An 18726-nucleotide genomic window follows, 5' to 3' on the forward strand; every position below is an offset into this window, starting at 1 on the left:
GCCCGCGGCGGGCGCCCCGTCAGCCTCGACGCGGACGCCTACAAGGGCCGCAACGTCATCGAGCGCCAGTACGCGCACCTGAAGCAGTGGCGGGGCCTGGCGACCCGGTATGACAAGTACGCGATCATCTACTGGGCCGCTGTGGTCCTGAATGCTGTGCTCGCATGGTCAAAACGATTGTCAGACATGCCCTAGGCGGTGCCCCCGGACCCGGCCCGGCCCCGCACCCCTGCTCCCCGGCCGGCCTCACCCGGGCCGGCCCACCGCCTTGAGGTACCCGGAGAACCCGCCGGGGGTCCGCCCCTCCAGGCGGGACGAGGTGAGCACGCGGGTGGTGTCGGTGGCGATCACGCGCACCCGGCGGCCCTCACCACCGTCGCGCTCCCCCGCCAGGGCCCGCACGGCCTCGGCCAGGCCGACGTCCTCGTGCTCGGCCACCGGCGGGAATCCGCCCACGGCCTCGTAGAGCGACCACGGCAGCCCCAAGTTCGCCCCGTGCACGTGCGCGTGCCCCTCCTCGTGCCGGTAGCCGCGGAGCCAGGCCTGCCGCAGCGGCCCCTGGCGCACGTCCACCGTGCCCAGCACGAGCGCCTCGTCGCGGCCGGCGGCCACGGTCTGCGCCAGCAGCCAGTCGGCGGGGACGCGGCTGTCCGCGTCGGTGGAGGCGAGCCAGAGGCGCTCGGCGGGCACGTCGGGGAACAGCGCGCGGGCCCGGCGGGCGCCCTCGAGGCGGGCCCGCCCGACGCCGGCCTGCCCGGCGGTCGGCTCCCCCAGTTCGAGGACGTGGATGCGCGGGTCGGCGGCGCGGGCCTCGAGGGCGGCGGCCACCGTGGCGTCGTCGCAGCGGTCCGCGGCGACCACGACCGCGGCCGTGCCCTGCGCGTGGTGCTCCTCCCAGCGGTCCAGGGCGGCGGCGAGGGCCGCGAGCGCGGCCGGCAGCCGCTCCTGCTCGTCCTTGGCGGGCACCACGACGACGGCGTGGGTCGCGGCGGCGGCCCGCACGTGGAGGCTGAGCCGGAAGTCGTCCTCCACGAGCTCGGTGCGCGGCCGCCAGCGCGGGTCGGCGGCGACGCGCGCGTGCACGGCGTCGCCGTCCAGCGGCCAGCCCTCGATGGGGTGGCGCCAGTGGCACAGCAGCAGCTCGCCGCCGGGGGCGAGCGCGGCGTCGGCATCGTCGATCAGCGCGTCGAGCTCCTCGGGCTGCAGGAAGTAGCCGATCTCGGAGGCGATCACGAGGTCCGCGCCGGCGACGTCGGCCGGCCAGTCCGCGGGCAGCACGGCACGGCGCACCTCGGCGTGCGGCGCGCCGGCCAGCCGGGCGGCGGCGCGCTCGACGGCGGTGGGGGACGCCTCGAGGCCGACCACGCGGTCCGCGCGCGCGGCCACGGCTGCGGTGAGCACGCCGATGGACGCGCCCGCCTCCACCACGGTCCCGTAGCGGGGCCGGGGCAGGGCGGCGAGGGTGAGCGCCCGCTTGCGGGCCTCGTACGACGAGCTGAGGTAGCGCCACGGGTCCTCCTGGGCCCGGTAGAGCCGGTCGAAGACGGCGGCGGCCCGGTGGGCGTCGGCGTCGTCGGGGCCGGAGACGCGGTGGGCCTCGAACGGGCGCTCGTGGTGGGCGAGCACGGCGGGGCCCAGGATCGCCTCGTCGCCGGGCGCGGCGGAGAGGGGCCGGACCTGGGAGGCGTGCGCGTCGAGGGCGGCACGGCGGGCGGCACGGTCGTCGTCGGTGAGCGGCAGCCGTCGGTAGCGGCGGGCAGGCAGGTCGGCCGGGTCGGCCCAGTGCCAGAACCAGATGGGGAAGGCGTAGAGCGGCAGGTCGCACTCGCCCGCGACCGCGCCGACGGCCCGGCCCACGGCCTCGTGGTCCGCGTGGCCGTCGCCCGGGTCGTGGGAGGCGAGCACGGCGGGGCCGGGGTGGGCGTCGAGGGCCGCGGCGACGGCGTCGCGCACGGCGTCCTCGTGCTCGGCCACGCCGGAGTCGGGCAGGGCCAGGGACGCCCAGGTCAGCCGGTCCCGCGCCGGGGAGCCGGGGCCTGCGGAGGCGGGCAGGCCGGCGGCGAGGGCGTCGAGGGCGTGCTCCATCTCGTCCCGACGCAGCCGGACCAGGTCCTCGGGCGTGTGCGTGGGCGAGTGCGGGTGGGAGGCCTCGCCGGCGGTGGCGACCAGCACGTGCACGCGTGCCCCGCCGCGCAGGGCGGAGCGGATCAGGCCGGTGGCGGCGAGGGTCTCGTCGTCCGGGTGGGCCACGGCCACGAGCAGCAGCGTCTCCGCGTCCCAGACGGGCAGACGCAGCTCCGGCAGCTCGCCGACGCCGCCCTCGGCCCAGGCCGCCTCGGACGTGCCGTCGTCGGTGTGGGAGAAGCTCACCACGTCCAGCCGCCGTCGGTCTCGCCGGTCAGGAGCGCGGCGCCCAGCCGGGCGTCGTCGCGGTGTCCGTGGTGCTGGCGCAGGTAGACCTGCAGGTCGGCGACGGCGCGGGCGTGCGCGGCGCTGCCGGTAAGCGGGCCGGGGCCGGTGGCCTGCCCGACGACGTCCATCACCTCGGTGCACAGCTGCGCCACGGTGCCGCGGATCCGGTCGGCCTCGACCATGCCGCGGCCGTGGTCCAGGCGGCCGGCGTCCACGTCGTCGGCGGCACGGGCGAGCAGGGCGGCCATCGCATGGAGCAGCCGGTCGACGCGGCCGAGCGCGGCCTGGCCGATCTGGTCCGGGCCCGGGCCGCGGCCCTCGGCCTCGGCGGTCGCGCGGGCGGCGGTGGCGTTCCGCAGGGTGCGGGCGATGCCGACGGCGCCGCCGAACCACACCGCCGCCACGCCGATGCCGCCCCATGCGAAGCCGGGCCGGCGCAGGTACCACTCGGCGCCGCCGACGGCGCTGCCGGGGACGGCGTCGAAGGCCAGGCCCACCGTGCGGATCGGGGCGAGGCCGAGCGCGGGCCAGGCCGAGTCGGTCTCGGCGACGCCGGGGTGGGACAGGTCCACGAGCAGGGCGCGGCGGGTGCCGTCCGCCTCCCGGCCGGTCACGACGGCGGCCGCGCACCGGTCGGCGAGCGAGCACCACGGCTTCTCCCCGTCGAGCAGCCAGGCGGTGTCGGGGCCATCCGGGACGGGGCGCAGGGCGGGGGTGCGGCCGCCGGACTCGGAGGCGTAGACGCCGAGCAGCCCGGCCGGGGCGGGGACGCCGGCCTGGGACAGGATCGAGAGCGCGTCCAGATGGGGCTCGAGCACGCGGGCGGCCGAGAGGTCCTGCGCGGCGACGGAGGCGAGCAGCTCCCACTGCTCCCGGGTGCGCCCCGCGCCGGTCAGCGGCAGGTCGAGCGGGGCGGCGTCTTCGTCGGACCCGGCGCCGGACGCCGCGCGGAGCAGCTCGACCATCGCGTCGACGTCGCCGTCGCAGGCCGCGGCGGCCGCGAGGAGGGCCTGCTCGGCCGGGCGGTCCACGGCTCCGCCCGGGACGAGGCGGACGGGCTCGGGTTGGGCCATGGGTGGGGACCTCCTCGTCAGTGGCGCCCGGGCCGGTGCGCCCCGGGGTCGAGGATTCACCGTAGTCAGCACGGGCACGGCGGGGAATGGCCGGTGCGCCGGGGGCGAAGCGGCCCGCTCTTTCTTGACATGTTCCAGAGAACCGGATGGGATCGACTGGCATGGAGACCACGACGCGGGACGAGGACGAGCGCACGCTGCTGCGCGGCGTCGGCCTGCGCGTGACCCGGCCCCGCCTGGCGGTGCTGACCGCCCTCGCCGACCACCCCCACGCGGACGCGTCCACCGTGCTGGCCGCCGTGCGTCGGGCCCTGCCCGGCACCTCGCACCAGGCCGTCTACGACTGCCTCCACGCGCTCACCGAGGCCGGGCTCGTGCGCTCCCTGCAGCCCGCCGGCTCCCCGGCCCGCTACGAGATCTGCACGGGCGACAACCATCACCACCTCGTGTGCCGCGGCTGCGGCACGGTCGTGGACGTGCCGTGCCGCACCGGCTCCGCCCCGTGCCTCGACGCCCCCGAGGACCACGGCTTCGCGGTCGACGAGGCCGAGGTCTACTACTGGGGGCTGTGCGCCGGCTGCCGGGAGTGACCGCCGCCGTCGTCCCGCTGGGCCGCGCGTCTTCCCCCGTCCGCCCGCCCGTGCCAAGGTGTGGCACATGACCGAGAACACCGCCGCCCTGCCCGCCGCCGAGCGTCCCGGCACCCCCGCCCTGCCGCAGGACCTCATCGACGTCGACGCCCTCCTGGAGGCGTACCGCACCGGTCACCCGGACGTGACGGACCCGACGCAGAAGGTCGTGTTCGGCACCTCCGGCCACCGCGGCTCCGCGTTCACGACCTCGTTCAACGACGACCACATCGCCGCCATCACGCAGGCCGTGGTCGAGTACCGCGCGCACCACGGGATCACGGGGCCGGTCCTCGTCGGCAAGGACACGCACGCCCTGTCCGGGCCCGCGCAGGACACCGCCGTCGAGGTGCTGCTCGGCAACGACGTCGAGGTGCTCGTCGACTCCCGCGGCGGCTACACGCCCACCCCCGCCGTGTCCCACGCGATCCTGCACCTGAACGCCGGGCGCGAGCTGTCGCCGTCGGGCTTCGCGGTGGACGGGGACAACGCCGGCCTCGTGGACGGCCTCGTGATCACCCCCTCGCACAACCCGCCCGCGGACGGCGGCTTCAAGTACAACCCGCCCCACGGCGGCCCCGCGGACACCGAGGCGACCACGTGGATCGCCGACCGCGCCAACGAGCTGCTCGCCGGCGGGCTGGCGGGCGTGCACCGGGTGGCGGACGCCGACGTCGCCGGCCACGCGAAGCTGGGCAGCTTCGACTTCCTGGACCGGTACGTGTCCGATCTGCCGCAGGTGATCGACGTGGAGGCGATCCGCGAGGCGGGCGTGCGCATCGGCGCCGACCCCATGGGCGGGGCGTCCGTGGCGTACTGGGGCGAGATCGCCGACCGCCACGGGCTGGATCTGACCGTGGTGAACCCGGAGGTGGACCCGCGGTTCGGGTTCATGACCCTGGACTGGGACGGCAAGATCCGCATGGACTGCTCGTCGCCGAACGCGATGGCCTCGCTGATCGAGCGGATGACCCCGGACGCGGACGGGCAGGCGCCCTTCGACGTCGCCACCGGCAACGACGCCGACGCGGACCGGCACGGGATCGTCACCCCCGACGGCGGGCTGATGAACCCGAACCACTACCTCGCCGTGGCCATCGACTACCTGTATCGCCACCGCGAGCGGTGGCCCCAGAGCGCGGGCGTGGGCAAGACCCTGGTGAGCTCCTCGATGATCGACCGCGTGGCCGGGGACCTGGGCCGCGAGCTCGTGGAGGTGCCGGTGGGCTTCAAGTGGTTCGTGCCGGGCCTGCTGACGGGCACCGGTGTGTTCGGTGGCGAGGAGTCCGCGGGCGCGTCCTTCGTGCAGTTCGACGGCAGCCCGTGGTCCACGGACAAGGATGGGCTGCTGCTGTGCCTGCTGGCTGCGGAGATCATCGCCGTGACGGGCCAGTCCCCGTCCGAGCGGTACCGCGACCTCGTGGCCCTGCACGGCGACCCGGCGTACGCGCGCATCGACGCCCCCGCGACCGCCGAGCAGAAGGCGAAGCTGAAGACCCTCTCCCCCGACGACGTCTCCGTGACCGAGCTGGCCGGCGAGACCATCCTCGCGACGCTGACCAACGCCCCGGGCAACGACGCCCCGATCGGCGGGCTCAAGGTGGTCACGCAGCACGCGTGGTTCGCGGCGCGGCCCTCCGGCACCGAGGACGTCTACAAGATCTACGCGGAGTCCTTCCGCGGCCCCGAGCACCTGACGCAGGTGCAGGCGGAGGCGCAGCGGCTGGTGGACGCGGTCATCGGCTGACCCCCGCCCCATCTCCCCTCCCCCCGTCCGCTTTCGTTCGGGAAACGGCGGCGTGTCGCACCGCTTTCGTTCGGGAAATGGCGGGGCGCGTGCGCCGTTTCCCGAACGGAAACGCCGTGGCGCCCGTCGGGGCGGCACCAGCGGCCGGAGGACGACGACGGCGCCCCGCCCTGCCGCCGCACAGGGCCGCTCGGTAGCGTGGCCGGCATGAGCACGCAGCCCCCCGGTTCGACCACGGACTCCCCCGACACCCCCGCCGACGATCCCGTCCGCGAGCCGTTGCCCACCGAGGCCCTGCCGATCGCACCGGCCGGGCCCCGACCCGAGGAGCCGCGGGCCGCCGTCGAGCGGCTGCGCGCCGCCGCCCGCTCCCGCGCCGCCCACCCGCGCGCGGTGCGGGTGCGCCAGCTCAAGGGCCTGAAGCGGATGCTGACCGAGCACGCGGACCGGTTCGTCGCGGCGCTCGGCACGGACCTGGGCAAGCCGGCCACCGAGGCGCTGATCACGGAGATCGTCTCGGTGCGCTCCGAGGTGGACCACGCGCTGCTGCACCTGACCGACTGGATGGAGCCGCGGCCCGTGAAGCTGCCGCTGGCCCTGCGGCCCGCGAGCGCGGAGGTCCGGCCGCGGCCCAAGGGTCTCGTGCTGGTCATCGGCGCGTGGAACTACCCGGTGCAGCTCGCGCTCGCCCCGGTCGTGGGCGCGCTGGCGGCCGGCAACACGGTGGTGCTCAGCCCGTCGGAGAAGGCCCCGGCCACGGCGGCGGCGCTGCAGGAGCTGGTGCCGCAGTACCTGGACTCCGCGCTGGTCTCCGTGGTGGCGGGCGGCAAGGAGTGCAACACCGCGCTGCTGGCGGAGCCGTGGGACCACATCCTCTACACCGGCGGGGAGCGCGTGGGCCGGATCGTCTACGAGGCGGCGGCGAAGACCCTCTCCCCCGTGACGCTCGAGCTGGGCGGCAAGTCGCCGGCGGTGGTGACGCCGTCGCGGAACACGGGCGCGATGGCCCGCCGCATCGCGTGGGCGAAGTTCACCAACGCGGGCCAGACGTGCGTGGCCCCGGACTACGTGCTGGCCGTCGGCGAGGCCGCGCTGCGCCAGGTGACCGCCGAGCTCCCCGCAGCCCTGCGCGAGTTCTACGGCGACGACCCCCGCGCGTCGAGGGACTACGGCCGGCTCATCTCCGCCGAGCACGCGGAGCGGCTGCGGGCGATGCTCCAGGCGGACCTCGACGCCGGCGCCGAGCTGCTCGTCGGCGGCGACGTGGATGTGGCGGGGCGGTACATGGCGCCGACCGTGGTGACGGGCGTCACGCCGGACGGCGCGCTCATGCAGGAGGAGCTGTTCGGCCCGATCCTGCCCGTGCTGACCGTGGACACCTTCCAGGACGCCCTGGACTTCATCGCGGAGCGCCCGCACCCGCTGGCCGCGTACCTGTTCACGGACCGGCCGAGCTATCACCGGGCCTTCGACGACCAGGTGCAGGCCGGCGGCCTCGGCTACGACGTCGGCCTGCTGCACGCCGGCATCGCGACGCTGCCGTTCGGCGGGATCGGCGCGTCCGGGATGGGCGCGTACCACGGCATCCACGGGTTCGAGACGTTCTCCCACCTGCGCCCGTCCATCACGAAGTCGGACCAGGTGGACACGCTCAAGACCGCGTACCCGCCGTACGGGCGGATGAAGCGGGCGCTGCTGCCGAAGATGCTCTGAGGGGTGGGGGTCAGCGCTGCGGCCAGAAGCCGCGGCGGTCGTAGACCTCGGCGAGGACGTCGGCACGGTCGGTCATGATCCCGTCGACACCGAGGTCGAGCAGGCGCTCGATCTCCGCGGACTCGTCCACGACCCACACGTGCACCGGCAGGCCCGCCGCGTGGCAGCGGCGCACGAAGTCGGCGGTGGCCACGGGCACGCGGCCGTGCCGGACGGGCACCTGCACGCAGTCGACGTCGAGGGCGTACCGGCGCAGCCAGCGGGTCAGTCCCAGCGGACCCAGCGTCACGAGCGCCGCGATGGCGGCCGCCCCGCCCGACGTCGCCACCCGCTCCGGCCCGTACGCCCGCTCGGGGTGGCCGAGGCGGGCGAGGGCGCGTCGGAAGAGGCGGCGCCGCGAGTCGTGGAACGAGGCGACGAGCACGCGGTCCCAGGCGCCGTGCTCGGCGAGGATCCGGGCCAGGGCCGGGGCCGACGCGCGGTCCTTGAGGTCCACGTTGAGGCGCGCCTCGGGGAGCGCCGTGAGCAGCTCGGTGAAGCGCAGCAGCGGCTCCCCGCCGACCGTGACGTCCGCCAGCCGCTCCCACGTGTGGTCGCGCAGCCGGCCGCGGCCCGTGCTGACGCGGTCCAGGGTCTCGTCGTGGAACACGATGAGCTCGCCGTCCGCGGTGGTGCGCACGTCCAGTTCGAGGTAGGTGAACCCGGCGGCGTGGGCGTCCACGAACGCGGCCAGGGAGTTCTCCCGGTCGACGGCGGCGCCCCGGTGGGCGAACCCCAGCGGGTGGCCGCGACGGGCGGGGACGGAGTCGCTGAGGTAGGCGGGGGCGGGACGGGGCGAGGTCGGACGCACGGGATCACCGTAGCGGGACGGGCGGTGGGGTACTCACTGCCGCAGCCGGGAACGCGAGAGGTCGGAATGAACGTCAGATCGGCCCTCATTCCGACCTCTCGCGTGACAGGAGGGGCCGAAGCGCCCGCCCTCAGTCCTCCGCCGGCAGCTCCAGCATGGGGCGGTGCTCGTAGAAGGTCTGCAGCACCACGGTGGTCCGGGTGGACACCGACGCCGTCTGGCGGATCTCCGTCACCAGCGCCTCGAGCTCCCGCGGGGAGCCGACGCGGACGAAGAGCATGTACGCGGCGTCGCCGGCCACGGAGTGGCACGCCTCGATCGCCGCGATGGACTCGAGGAGCTCGGGGGCGTCGTCGGGCTGGCGCGGGTCCAGCGGGCTGATCTCGATGAACGCGGAGAGCGGCTTGCCCACGGCCTCGGGGTCGAGCAGCGCGCGGTAGCCCGTGATCACGCCCGTGCTCTCGAGCCGACGCAGGCGCGCCTGCACGGCGGAGGTCGAGAGGCCGACCCGCTCGGAGAGCTGGGCGAGCGTGGCGCGCGGGTCATGGGAGACGGCGGCCGCGAGCCGCGCGTCGACAGGGTCGTCCATGCGCCGCACGCTATCAGCCGGCCCCGGCCGCCGGGTTGACAGCCCCGTGCCCGCATGGAACCCTTCCGGCAAGTGATCCGCGTCACCGGATATTTTCCGGCGATTCGACCTCAGGAGGGGTTCCATGTCCACCACTCTGCAGCCCGCCCGGACCGACGTCGTCGTCCCGGAGACCCCGGCCGACGCGCGCACCGTCGAGACCCACCCGGCCTGGCTCCGCCTCAAGGCCGCCGCCACCGCCCTGCAGCCCCTGCAGGTCAAGGACGGCTCCATCCCGGACCCCGCGGACCACGCCGCCGCGCGCGAGCACGTGGAGACCATCGTCGCCGCCGTCGAGGAGCTCGCCCCGCTCTTCCCGCACGACGCCGCCTACCTCGCCGCCCTGCCCCGCGACTTCGCCCGCTGGGCCGACGGCGGCTTCGCCGAGCCCGACTTCCTGGACTCCCTCGTCGCCTTCCAGCCGCAGGAGCACCGCGTCGACGGCGTCCGGCACCTCATGGTCTTCCCGATGTACACGCAGAACGGCTCCCCCGACCGGCACGTGGAGGCCCTGATCGTCGAGACCATCTGGCCCGAGTTCATCGCCGAGCTCGAGGCCGGCGACTATGGCAACCGCCTCTTCGTCTCCCTGCGCCTGATCGACTTCACCCCCGGCTACGACACGAACTCGGCGGTGCTCTTCCCCGAGACCGTGGCCATGCGCGAGATCCCCACCTTCACGTGGGGCGCCATCTTCCAGGACCGCGAGGCCGCCCGCTTCCGTCGGGTCGTCACCGCCGCCGCCGAGGTCACCCAGCTCGAGCTCCCGGCCGAGCTCGCCGAACTGCTCTCCAGCCAGGAGCTCGCCGAGGGCACCTTCGTGATGTGGGACCTCATCCACGACCGCACGCACATGCGCGGCGACCTGCCCTTCGACCCGTTCATGATCAAGCAGCGCATGCCCTTCTTCCTCTACACGCTCGAGGAGATGCGCTGCGACATGACCGCCTTCCGCGAGTGCGTGGCGATCGAGCGCCGCCTCACGGCGCGCGCCGCCGCCGGCGAGCAGCTCACCGCGCTCGAGGAGCAGACCCGCCGCCACGCCGGGCTCGTGCAGCACGCCGTCCTCTTCGACCGGGTCTTCCGCTTCGCCCTCACCGGCTCCCGCGTCCGCAACTACGACGGCCTCGGCGGCCAGCTGCTCTTCGCCTGGCTGCACCGCAAGGACGTGATCCAGTGGCGCGACGTCGAGCTCAGCGTGGACTGGGACCGGCTCGCCGACGCCGTCGTCGAGCTGGGCGACGCCATCGACACGCTCTACTGGGAGTCCATCGACCGCCCCAAGACCGTGCACTGGCTCCAGGCCTACGAGCTCGTCGCCTCCGTGGTCACCCCGCACCCGGCCTCCGTGTGGGCGCAGGGCCTGCCGCGCGAGGTGCTCGCCGGCCCACCCAAGGGCTACACCGACCTCGTGCTCGACGACGAGTTCCCGCTGTCCATGTTCTTCGAGGCCCTCGAGAAGAAGATGCGCGGCGTCATCGAGTCCACCGCCGGGATCCGCGGCACGGACGCCTGACCCGTGGCCGCCCTGACCGACCGCGCCGTCCTGATCGCGGGCGCCACGAGCGCCTCGGGCCGGGCCGCCGCCCGCACCCTCCTCGACGCCGGCGCGCACGTCGTCGCGACCGGGCGCGACGCCGCGAAGCTCGCCCCCCTCGCCGAACTCGGCGCCGAGACCGCGGCCCTGGACCTCACGGACGAGACCGCCGTCCGCGGCCTCGTCGAGGACCTGCACGCCCGCGGCACCCGGATCGACGGCCTGCTCCACCTGGTGGGCGGCTGGCGCGGCGGCGGGGGCCTCGCCGGCCAGACCGAGGAGGACTACCGCGCCCTCGAGGCCTCGTTCACGGCGCTGCGGCACGTGAGCCGGGCCCTCGACGACGACCTGCGGGCCTCGTCCGCCGGTCGCCTCGCGATCGTCTCGTCCACGGCGGTGACCCGGCCGCTCGCCGGCGGTGCGAACTACGCCGCGGTGAAGGCGGCGAGCGAGGCATGGACCCGCGCGGTGGCGCAGGGCTGGGCCAAGGCCGCCCGGGACGCGGGGACCCCGCTGCGCTCGGCGGCCGTCGTGTTCCGCGTGACCTCCCTCGCCGGGCTCGAGGCACGGCTGGCCGAGGAGTACACGCGACTGTGGGAGGCTGAGGCGGGCGCGCTGAACGACGCCGTCCTCACGCTCCAGGAGAAGGGAACGGACTGACATGCAGAGGATCCACGATCCGCAGGAGCGGGGCTTCGCCTCGGACAACTACTCCGGCGTCCACCCGGAGGTGCTCGCGGCGATCGCCGAGGCCAACGGGGGCCACCAGGTCGCCTACGGCGAGGACGTGTACACGGCCCGCCTCCAGGAGGTCGTGGCCCAGCACTTCGGCGAGGACGCCACCGTGTGGCCGATGTTCAACGGCACCGGGGCGAACGTCGTCGGGCTCCAGGCCATGCTGCCCCGCTGGGGCGCGGTGATCTGCGCGGACACCGCGCACATCCACGTGGACGAGGGCGGCGCGCCCGAGAAGTCCGCCGGCATCAAGCTGCTGCCCGTGGCCACCGACGACGGCAAGCTCACCCCCGAGCTGATCGCCGCCGAGGCCTGGGGCTGGGGTGACGAGCACCGCGCCCAGCCCCTGGTCGTCTACCTCACCCAGTCCACCGAGCTCGGCACGGTCTACACCCCGGACGAGGTCAAGGCCATCACGGACTACGCCCACGAGCACGGGATGCGCGTCTACATGGACGGCGCCCGCATCGCCAATGCCGCGGCCTCCCTGGGCCTGCCGCTGCGCGCCTTCACCACCGACGTCGGCGTGGACGTGCTCTCCCTCGGCGGCACCAAGAACGGGGCGCTGCTGGCCGAGGCCGTCGTCGTGCTCGACCCGGACGCCGCGGACGGCCTCGTGTACCTGCGCAAGAACCAGATGCAGCTGGCCTCGAAGATGCGCTTCATCTCGGCGCAGCTGCTCGCCCTGTTCGACGGCGACCTGTACCTGCGCTCCGCCCGCCACGCCAACGCCATGGCCGCCCGGCTGCGCGCCGGCATCGAGGCGGGGGTCGCCGACGGCTCGCTGGCCGGCGTCGAGTTCACGCAGGCCACGGACGCCAACGCCGTGTTCGCCGTCCTGCCCGAGGGCGTGGCCGACCGGCTGCGCGCCCGCTTCCGGTTCTACGACTGGGACGCGGCGCGCCGCGAGGTGCGCTGGGTGTGCGGCTTCGACACGACCGAGGAGGACGTGGACGCGTTCACGGCGGCGCTGCGCGCCGAACTCGTCCCCGCCGCCTGACGGACGCGCCCGGCCGGGATACCCTTCTACCACCGTGCAGCAGGGTGGGACGCCGCGGCCTTCGACGCGCGTCCGACCGCTCCTCCACCGAAAGGCCACCGTGGACACCAGCGCACCCCGGACGTCCCCGTCGACGCCGCGCGCCTCCGCCGCCCACGCCACCCATGAGGGCGGCTCCCTGCAACGCACCCTCAAGTCCCGGCACCTGACGATGATCGCGATGGGCGGCGCCATCGGCACGGGCCTGTTCGTGGCCTCGGGCAACACCATCGCGACCGCCGGCCCCGGTGGCGCCCTCGTGGCCTATGTGGCCATCGGCTTCATGGTGTTCCTGCTGATGCAGTCGCTCGGCGAGATGTCCACGTACCTGCCGGTCTCCGGCGCGTTCGAGGAGTACTCGACCCGCTTCGTGAGCCCCTCGTTCGGCTTCGCCATCGGCTGGAACTACTGGTACAACTGGGCGATCACGGTGGCCGCCGAGCTCGTCGCGGCGGCCCTGATCATGCGGTACTGGCTCCCGGACGTGCCCTCGTGGATCTGGTCCGCGATCTTCCTCGCGCTGCTCTTCGGCCTCAACGCCCTCTCCACGCGCGCCTACGGCGAGAGCGAGTTCTGGTTCTCGCTCATCAAGGTCGCCACGGTGGTGATCTTCCTGGTGCTCGGCGTCCTGATGATCGTCGGCATCCTCGGCGGCTCCTCCCCCGGCTTCCACAACTGGACGGACGGCGAGGCCCCCTTCGTGGGCGGCGGCGCCGGCATCCTGGCGATCTTCATGGTGGCCGGCTTCTCCTTCCAGGGCACCGAGCTGGTCGGCGTGGCCGCGGGCGAGGCCGAGGACCCGGAGAAGAACGTGCCCAAGGCGATCCGCACCGTGTTCGTGCGCATCCTGCTCTTCTACGTCGGCGCGATCACCGTCGTCGGCTTCCTCATCCCCTACACCAGCCCCCACCTGCTGGGCAGCGACGTCGAGGACATCTCGATCTCCCCGTTCACGCTCGTCTTCGAGAACGCGGGCGTGCTCGCCGCCGCCTCCGTGATGAACGCCGTGATCCTCACGGCCATCCTCTCCGCGGGCAACTCGGGCCTGTACGCCTCCACCCGCATGCTCTGGGCCCTGGCCGACTCCGGCAAGGCCCCGCGCTTCCTGGCGAAGGTGAACCGGCGCGGCGTGCCCATGAACGCCCTCTACGCCACCACCGCGGTGGGCGCGGCGTGCTTCCTGACCACGTTCATCGGGGACGGCGCCGCCTACGTGTGGCTCGTCTCCGCCTCGGGCCTGGCCGGGTTCATCGTGTGGATGGGCATCGCCTGGAGCCACTACCGGTTCCGGCGGGCCTACGTCGCGCAGGGCCACGACCCGAAGGACCTGCCCTACCGCGCCTTCCTGTTCCCCCTGGGCCCGATCGTCGCGCTGGTCATGTGCGCCGTCGTGATCCTCGGCCAGAACTACCAGGCGTTCATGGGCGACGTGGACCTCGTGGCCGTGGCCAGCGCGTACATCGGCCTGCCCCTGTTCCTCGCGCTGTGGCTCGGCCACAAGCTCGTCACCGGCTCGAAGCCGGTCCGCTACGAGGACGCCGACCTCACCCGCGTCCTGGACTGAGTCCCCCACCTCGGAGGTCGCCGTGCCCGCCCCCTCCTCCCACGCTCCCGCCGCCACCCACACCGCCCGGGGCCGCCTGGTCTGGGTGGACGTCGCGCGCGGCCTGGCCCTGGTCGCGATGATGGTCGCCCACACGGCGCCCGCCGGCGGCCCGGGTGGGGTGCTCCACCTCTCCGAGCACCTCACCGCGCCCCTGTTCGCGGCGCTCGTGGGCGTGGGCGCGCGCCTCGAGGCGGAGTGGCTGGGCCGTGGCCGGGCCGTGCCCCGCGCGCTTGTGCGGGCGGCCGCCCTGTGCGGGGCGGCGTGGCTGACCGGGCTCTTCGGGGCGGCCGTCGTGAACGTGCTGGCGCACCTGGCTGTGCTCACGGTGCTCATGGCACTGCTGGCCGCCCTCCCCCTCGCCGCGCACCTCGTGCTCGCCGTCCTGGCCGGCGGAGGCGGCCTCCTGCTCGCCGCCACACCGACGGCCGACGTCGTCGACCGGCTCGTCCCCGCCGCGCAGGCGCTCGGGCTGAGCCGCGCGACGCTGACCCCGTGGGTCTCCGCGTTCCTCACGGACGGCCCGTACCGCCTCCCCCTGTTCCTCGCGTGGGCGCTGCTGGGGGCGGTGCTGGTCGCCACCGTCCACGGCACGACGACGGCGGCCCCGGCCCGGAGCGCACGGCTCACGGGACTCGCCTGGGCGGCCGGGGGGATCGCGCTGGCCGGCGTCGTGCTCGCCCTGTCCCGGACACGGACCGGCGCCGCCCCCGTGCCCTACACGGCGACCCCGGCGGAGGCCCTGCTGGACACGGGCCTCGTGCTGATCGTGCTCGGCGGGTGCGCGGCCCTGGCGCCGCGGTGGGCCGGGCTGCTGGCCGTGCCCGGCGCGATGACGCTGTCCGTGTACGTGGCGCACCTGTGGTACCTCGGCTGGGTGCGGGGGCTCGGACCCGGGCCGTGGCGCAGCGCCACGGGCACGGACGACACGTGGTTCAACCTGGCCGTGCTGGTGGCCGGCGCGCTGCTGCTGCCGCTGCTGTGGCGGGCCGTCGTGCGTATCGGCCCGTTCCGCGCGGGGCCGCTGGAGGGCGTCGTCCGCCTGCTGACGGCCCCGTTCGACCGCGCGCGCTGACCGACGTCCACCCCAGCGGGTAGCCTCGAGAGCGTGAGCGAGCGAACCACCTACCTGCTGATCGACGGCGAGAACATCGACGCCACCCTCGGCACGTCCATCCTGCAGCGGCGCCCCCAGCCCGACGAGCGGCCACGCTGGAAGCGCCTGCTCGGCTACCTCGAGGACCGCTGGGACCAGCCGGTCAAGGGCCTGTTCTTCCTCGCCATCGACGGTGAGATCCCCATCCCGTTCGTCCAGGCGCTCACCGCCCTCGGCTTCCAGCCGATCATGCTGCGGGGCGAGGGCAAGGTCGTGGACATCGGCATCCAGCGCACCGCGGAGGCGCTGCTGGGCCGGGAGGACGACGTCGTCCTCGTCAGCCACGACGCCGACTTCGCCCCCCAGCTCACCGACCTCGCGGCCACGCCGGGCCGACGCACCGGGATCATGGGCTTCGAGGAGTTCCTCTCCCACGAGCTGCGCCGCATCCCCGGGGTCGAGTTCTTCGACCTGGAGCACGCGGTGGGCGCGTTCGACTCGTCCCTGCCGCGCCTGCGCGTGATCGACGTCGAGGCGTTCGACCCGTACGAGTTCCTCTGACCCGCCGGGGGTGGCCCGCGGCTCAGTCCGTGGGCAGCTCCAGCAGGCGTTCGACGGTGGCGGCCACCCCGTCGTCGTCGCACGCCCCGACCACGCCGTCCGCCGCGGCCAGCAGCGACGGATGGCCCGAGGCCACGGCCAGGCCGAGACCGGCCCACTGGAGCATCTCCAGGTCGTTGGGCATGTCCCCGAACGCGACGACGTCGACCGGCGCGACCCCCCGGCTCGCGGCGAACTCGGCGAGGGTCGCGGCCTTGTGCACGCCCGGGGCGGACATCTCCACGAGCGCGATGCCGGGCGCGGAGTGCGTGGCGCTCACGAGCTCGTCCAGCTCGGCGCGGGCCGCGGCGAGGAAGGCGTCCGGGGCCAGGGTGTCCGAGCGGGCCAGCAGCTTCACCACGCCCAGCCGACCCGGCAGCGCGGCCTCGAGCGTGGCCGCCGCGTGGACCTCGGCCCGGAACTCGGCGCGCTCGGAGAACGCGTGCTCCCAGAAGAAGCCCTCGAGGGTCTCGGCGCCGAAGGACACGGTGCGGTCCAGGGCGCGCAGCCGGTCCGTGGCGGTCCACACGGCCTCGACGGGCATGGGGTGGGCGATCAGGACGTCGTCCGTGGCGGTGTCCACGAGGACGGCGCCGTTGGAGCAGATCACCGGTCCGACGGGGCCGAGCTGCGCGCTCAGCGGGCCGAGCCAGCGGAGGGGACGGCCGGTCACGAACACCACCTCGACGCCGGCGTCGTGGGCGTCCCGCAGCGCCGTGATGGTGCGCGGGCTCAGGCGCCCCGACCGCGTGTGCCGGTACCCGATGATGGTGCCGTCCAGGTCCGTCGCGATCATCCGCGGACGGCGCGAGGGCAGGGGCAGGGCGGGCATGCGCCCAGTCTAGGCCGGGGCCGTGCGGCGGGCCGGGGTGTCCTCCGCGGGCGAGCGGGGGCACGATGGGGGCGTGGACACCGCACAGCAGACCACCGCACAGGACACCGCCCCGGACCCCGCGTCGACGACGCCCCGCACGGTCACCGTCACCGGCGCCGCCGGCAACATCGGCTACGCGCTGCTCTTCCGCATCGCCGCCGGCGGGATGCTCGGCCCGGACACCCCGGTCCGGCTGCGCCTGCTCGAGATCCCGGCCGCCCTGGGCGCCGCGGAGGGCACCGCCATGGAGCTCGCCGACGCGGCCTTCCCGCTGCTGGCCGACGTGGAGGTCACGGACGACCCGGCCCGCGCCTTCGACGGGGTCCAGCACGCGCTGCTCGTCGGCGCGCGGCCGCGCACGAAGGGCATGGAGCGGGGCGACCTGCTCGAGGCGAACGGGGGGATCTTCGGCCCTCAGGGCCGGGCGATCAACGACCACGCGGCGGAGGACGTGCGGGTCGTCGTCGTCGGGAACCCGGCCAACACCAACGCGCTGATCGCCGCCGCCCACGCCCCGGACGTGCCGGCCGAGCGCTTCACGGCGCTGACCCGGCTGGACCACAACCGGGCCGTGGCGCAGCTGGCGGCGCGGGCCGGCGTCGCGGTGACGGACGTGGCCGGTGTGACGATCTGGGGCAACCACTCCGCGACCCAGTTCCCGGACCTCACCCACGCCCGCGTGCGGGTGGACGGGACGTGGCGGCCGGCGCTCGAGGTGGTGGATCCGGCGTGGGCGGGCGAGGAGTTCGTGCCGCGCGTGGCGAAGCGGGGCGCGGAGATCATCGAGGTGCGCGGGGCGAGTTCGGCGGCGTCGGCGGCATCCGCGGCGATCGACCACATGCGCGACTGGACCCTCGGCACCGGTGCGGACGCGGACGGGGCGCCGCGCCGGACGTCGGCCGCGGTGGTCTCGGACGGCTCCTACGGGGTGCCGGAGGGGCTGATCAGCTCGTTCCCCGTGACGTCCGACGGCGGCACCGCGTGGCGGATCGTGCCGGGGCTGGAGCCGGACGAGTCCGTGCTGCCGGGTGAGGGCGGGCGGCTGGCTGCGACCGTCGCCGAGCTGGAGGCCGAGCGCGACGCCGTGCGAGGGCTGGGCCTGCTCTGAGGCGACCGGGATCTTCTGCGTCTCTGACCCTTCTGGGGGCGTCCCCGCCCGCCGGAAGGGTCGGATGCGCAACAGATTCGTGCGGGGACGGGCGGGCGTGGGATCAGTCCGCCAGCTCGGCCCGCGTGGGCGGGTCCGCCCCCGGGCGGGAAGCCGTGATCGCCGACGCGCGGGAGGCGTAGATCAGCACCGACTCGACGTCGGCCGGGTCCATCGCGTGCAGGCGGCCGCGGTTCGCGGCGCCGAGCAGGGAGCGGTCGTCGAGGGCGGCGAGCAGGGCGGCGGTGAACGAGTCACCGGCGCCCACGGTGTCCGCGACGTCCACGGGCACGATCGGGCGCTCCACCACGCCGTGCGCGGTGACGGCCACGATGTCCTCGGCGCCGCGGGTCATCACCACGAACGCCGGGCCCATCTGCTGCCACGCCTGCAGCGACTCGCGCAGCGGGCGGTCCGGGTACAGCCACGCGATGTCCTCGTCCGAGGCGTGCACCACGTCCGCCAGCCGCACGGACTCCTCCGCGCGGGCGCGGGCGAACGCCCGGTCCGGCACGATCGTGGGCCGCACGTTGGGGTCGTAGCTGATGGTCGTGACCGCGGAGATCCGCTCGAGCAGGGCCATCACCTCGGCGTCGCCGGGGGCGAGCATGGTGGCGATGGAGCCGGCATGCATGTGGTGCAGCGGGCCGCCGGCGGCGTCGTCGAAGTCCCGGGCGAGCGCGGCGGCGGGCGGCAGCGTCCAGTCCAGCTCGAACTCATAGCTGGCGGCGCCCGTGGGGTCCAGGCGGGCGGTGGCCACGGAGGTGGCGGCGGCATCCGGCTCGAGCAGGCAGCGCACGCCGTTCTCCCGCAGATGCGAGGCGATCATGTCCCCGTGCGCATCGCGGCCGAGGCGGCCGGCGAACAGGACGGGCCGCTCCAGCCGACTCAGGCCCACGGCCACGTTCAGGGGGCTGCCCCCGACGTGCACGCGGGGGGTCGCGGTGTCCGAGACCACGACGTCGACGAGCGCCTCTCCGATCACACCACAGTACTGAGCCACGCGCCCCACGGTACCCTAATCACCGGCGCGGAACCGGGGC

The 18726-nt window shown here is 74.8% G+C and carries 16 protein-coding genes and 1 pseudogene; 11 read left to right on the forward strand and 6 right to left on the reverse strand.

What is annotated here, in order from left to right; translation table 11 throughout:
• A pseudogene (locus ABIB16_RS09105) lies at positions 1–195 on the forward strand (IS5/IS1182 family transposase); the annotation flags it as partial.
• Positions 196–246: 51 nt separating this feature from the next.
• Here the strand turns inward: ABIB16_RS09105 and ABIB16_RS09110 are convergent.
• Both ABIB16_RS09110 and ABIB16_RS09115 read right to left on the reverse strand, forming a co-directional pair.
• Positions 247–2370: a PIG-L family deacetylase gene (locus ABIB16_RS09110; protein ID WP_354436213.1), complete on the reverse strand. Its 2124-nt coding sequence runs from the start codon at positions 2368–2370 to the stop codon at positions 247–249.
• Positions 2367–3485: an acyl-CoA dehydrogenase family protein gene (locus ABIB16_RS09115; RefSeq protein ID WP_354436214.1), complete on the reverse strand. Its 1119-nt coding sequence runs from the start codon at positions 3483–3485 to the stop codon at positions 2367–2369. The genes ABIB16_RS09110 and ABIB16_RS09115 overlap by 4 nt, the downstream gene beginning before the upstream one ends.
• Positions 3486–3646: 161 nt before the next feature.
• On the opposite strand from ABIB16_RS09115, the gene ABIB16_RS09120 reads away from it, so the two are divergent.
• The 3 genes from ABIB16_RS09120 (at position 3647) to ABIB16_RS09130 (ending at position 7574) form a co-directional block, all read left to right on the forward strand.
• A complete protein-coding gene (locus ABIB16_RS09120; protein WP_002858246.1) occupies positions 3647–4075 on the forward strand; it encodes a Fur family transcriptional regulator in 429 nt (142 codons plus the stop codon).
• 67 nt (positions 4076–4142) lie between these two features.
• Positions 4143–5861: a phosphoglucomutase (alpha-D-glucose-1,6-bisphosphate-dependent) gene (gene pgm / locus ABIB16_RS09125; protein ID WP_354436215.1), complete on the forward strand. Its 1719-nt coding sequence runs from the start codon at positions 4143–4145 to the stop codon at positions 5859–5861.
• A gap of 207 nt (positions 5862–6068) precedes the next feature.
• Positions 6069–7574, forward strand: coding sequence for an aldehyde dehydrogenase family protein (locus tag ABIB16_RS09130; RefSeq protein WP_354436216.1), 1506 nt, complete (start codon positions 6069–6071; stop codon positions 7572–7574).
• Positions 7575–7584: 10 nt separating this feature from the next.
• Here the strand turns inward: ABIB16_RS09130 and ABIB16_RS09135 are convergent, their stop codons facing one another.
• A complete protein-coding gene (locus tag ABIB16_RS09135) occupies positions 7585–8424 on the reverse strand; it encodes a glycerophosphodiester phosphodiesterase family protein (RefSeq protein ID WP_210079130.1) in 840 nt (279 codons plus the stop codon).
• Positions 8425–8554: 130 nt separating this feature from the next.
• Positions 8555–9013 carry an Lrp/AsnC family transcriptional regulator gene (locus ABIB16_RS09140; protein ID WP_354436217.1) on the reverse strand — a complete coding sequence of 153 codons (459 nt, stop codon included), beginning with the start codon at positions 9011–9013 and terminating at the stop codon, positions 8555–8557.
• 124 nt (positions 9014–9137) lie between these two features.
• Here ABIB16_RS09140 and ABIB16_RS09145 point away from each other — a divergent pair, with 124 nt between their 5' ends.
• The 6 genes from ABIB16_RS09145 to ABIB16_RS09170 all read left to right on the forward strand — a co-directional run bounded on the left by ABIB16_RS09145 (position 9138) and on the right by ABIB16_RS09170 (position 15623).
• The gene (locus ABIB16_RS09145) at positions 9138–10568 is read left to right on the forward strand and encodes a DUF6421 family protein (RefSeq protein WP_354436218.1); all 1431 of its coding nucleotides are present in this window, start codon (positions 9138–9140) and stop codon (positions 10566–10568) included.
• A gap of 3 nt (positions 10569–10571) precedes the next feature.
• Entirely contained in the window at positions 10572–11249 is a 678-nt protein-coding gene (locus tag ABIB16_RS09150) for an SDR family NAD(P)-dependent oxidoreductase (RefSeq protein WP_061867212.1), read from the forward strand.
• Position 11250: 1 nt separating this feature from the next.
• Positions 11251–12324: a threonine aldolase family protein gene (locus tag ABIB16_RS09155; RefSeq protein WP_354436219.1), complete on the forward strand. Its 1074-nt coding sequence runs from the start codon at positions 11251–11253 to the stop codon at positions 12322–12324.
• Between the two features lie 100 nt (positions 12325–12424).
• Positions 12425–13927, forward strand: coding sequence for an amino acid permease (locus ABIB16_RS09160; RefSeq protein ID WP_061867210.1), 1503 nt, complete (start codon positions 12425–12427; stop codon positions 13925–13927).
• A 22-nt stretch (positions 13928–13949) separates the two neighbouring features.
• On the forward strand, positions 13950–15041 hold the full coding sequence (locus ABIB16_RS09165; protein WP_061867209.1) for an acetyltransferase domain-containing protein: 1092 nt from the start codon (positions 13950–13952) through the stop codon (positions 15039–15041).
• Positions 15042–15074: 33 nt separating this feature from the next.
• Positions 15075–15623 (forward strand): NYN domain-containing protein, encoded by a 549-nt coding sequence (locus ABIB16_RS09170; RefSeq protein WP_002858225.1) that lies wholly within the window; start codon positions 15075–15077, stop codon positions 15621–15623.
• Positions 15624–15645: 22 nt separating this feature from the next.
• Here ABIB16_RS09170 and ABIB16_RS09175 read toward each other — a convergent pair whose 3' ends face one another.
• Complete coding sequence (locus tag ABIB16_RS09175; protein ID WP_061867208.1) at positions 15646–16494, reverse strand: HAD family hydrolase; 849 nt, start codon at positions 16492–16494, stop codon at positions 15646–15648.
• A 73-nt stretch (positions 16495–16567) separates the two neighbouring features.
• Here ABIB16_RS09175 and ABIB16_RS09180 point away from each other — a divergent pair, with 73 nt between their 5' ends.
• Positions 16568–17644: a malate dehydrogenase gene (locus ABIB16_RS09180; protein WP_061867207.1), complete on the forward strand. Its 1077-nt coding sequence runs from the start codon at positions 16568–16570 to the stop codon at positions 17642–17644.
• Positions 17645–17747: 103 nt separating this feature from the next.
• Here ABIB16_RS09180 and ABIB16_RS09185 read toward each other — a convergent pair whose 3' ends face one another.
• A complete protein-coding gene (locus ABIB16_RS09185; protein WP_010079702.1) occupies positions 17748–18668 on the reverse strand; it encodes a carbohydrate kinase family protein in 921 nt (306 codons plus the stop codon).
• Positions 18669–18726 lie beyond the last annotated feature (58 nt).

It is taken from the genome of Micrococcus sp. UYEF5 (assembly GCF_040546065.1).
Taxonomy (GTDB): domain Bacteria; phylum Actinomycetota; class Actinomycetes; order Actinomycetales; family Micrococcaceae; genus Micrococcus; species Micrococcus luteus.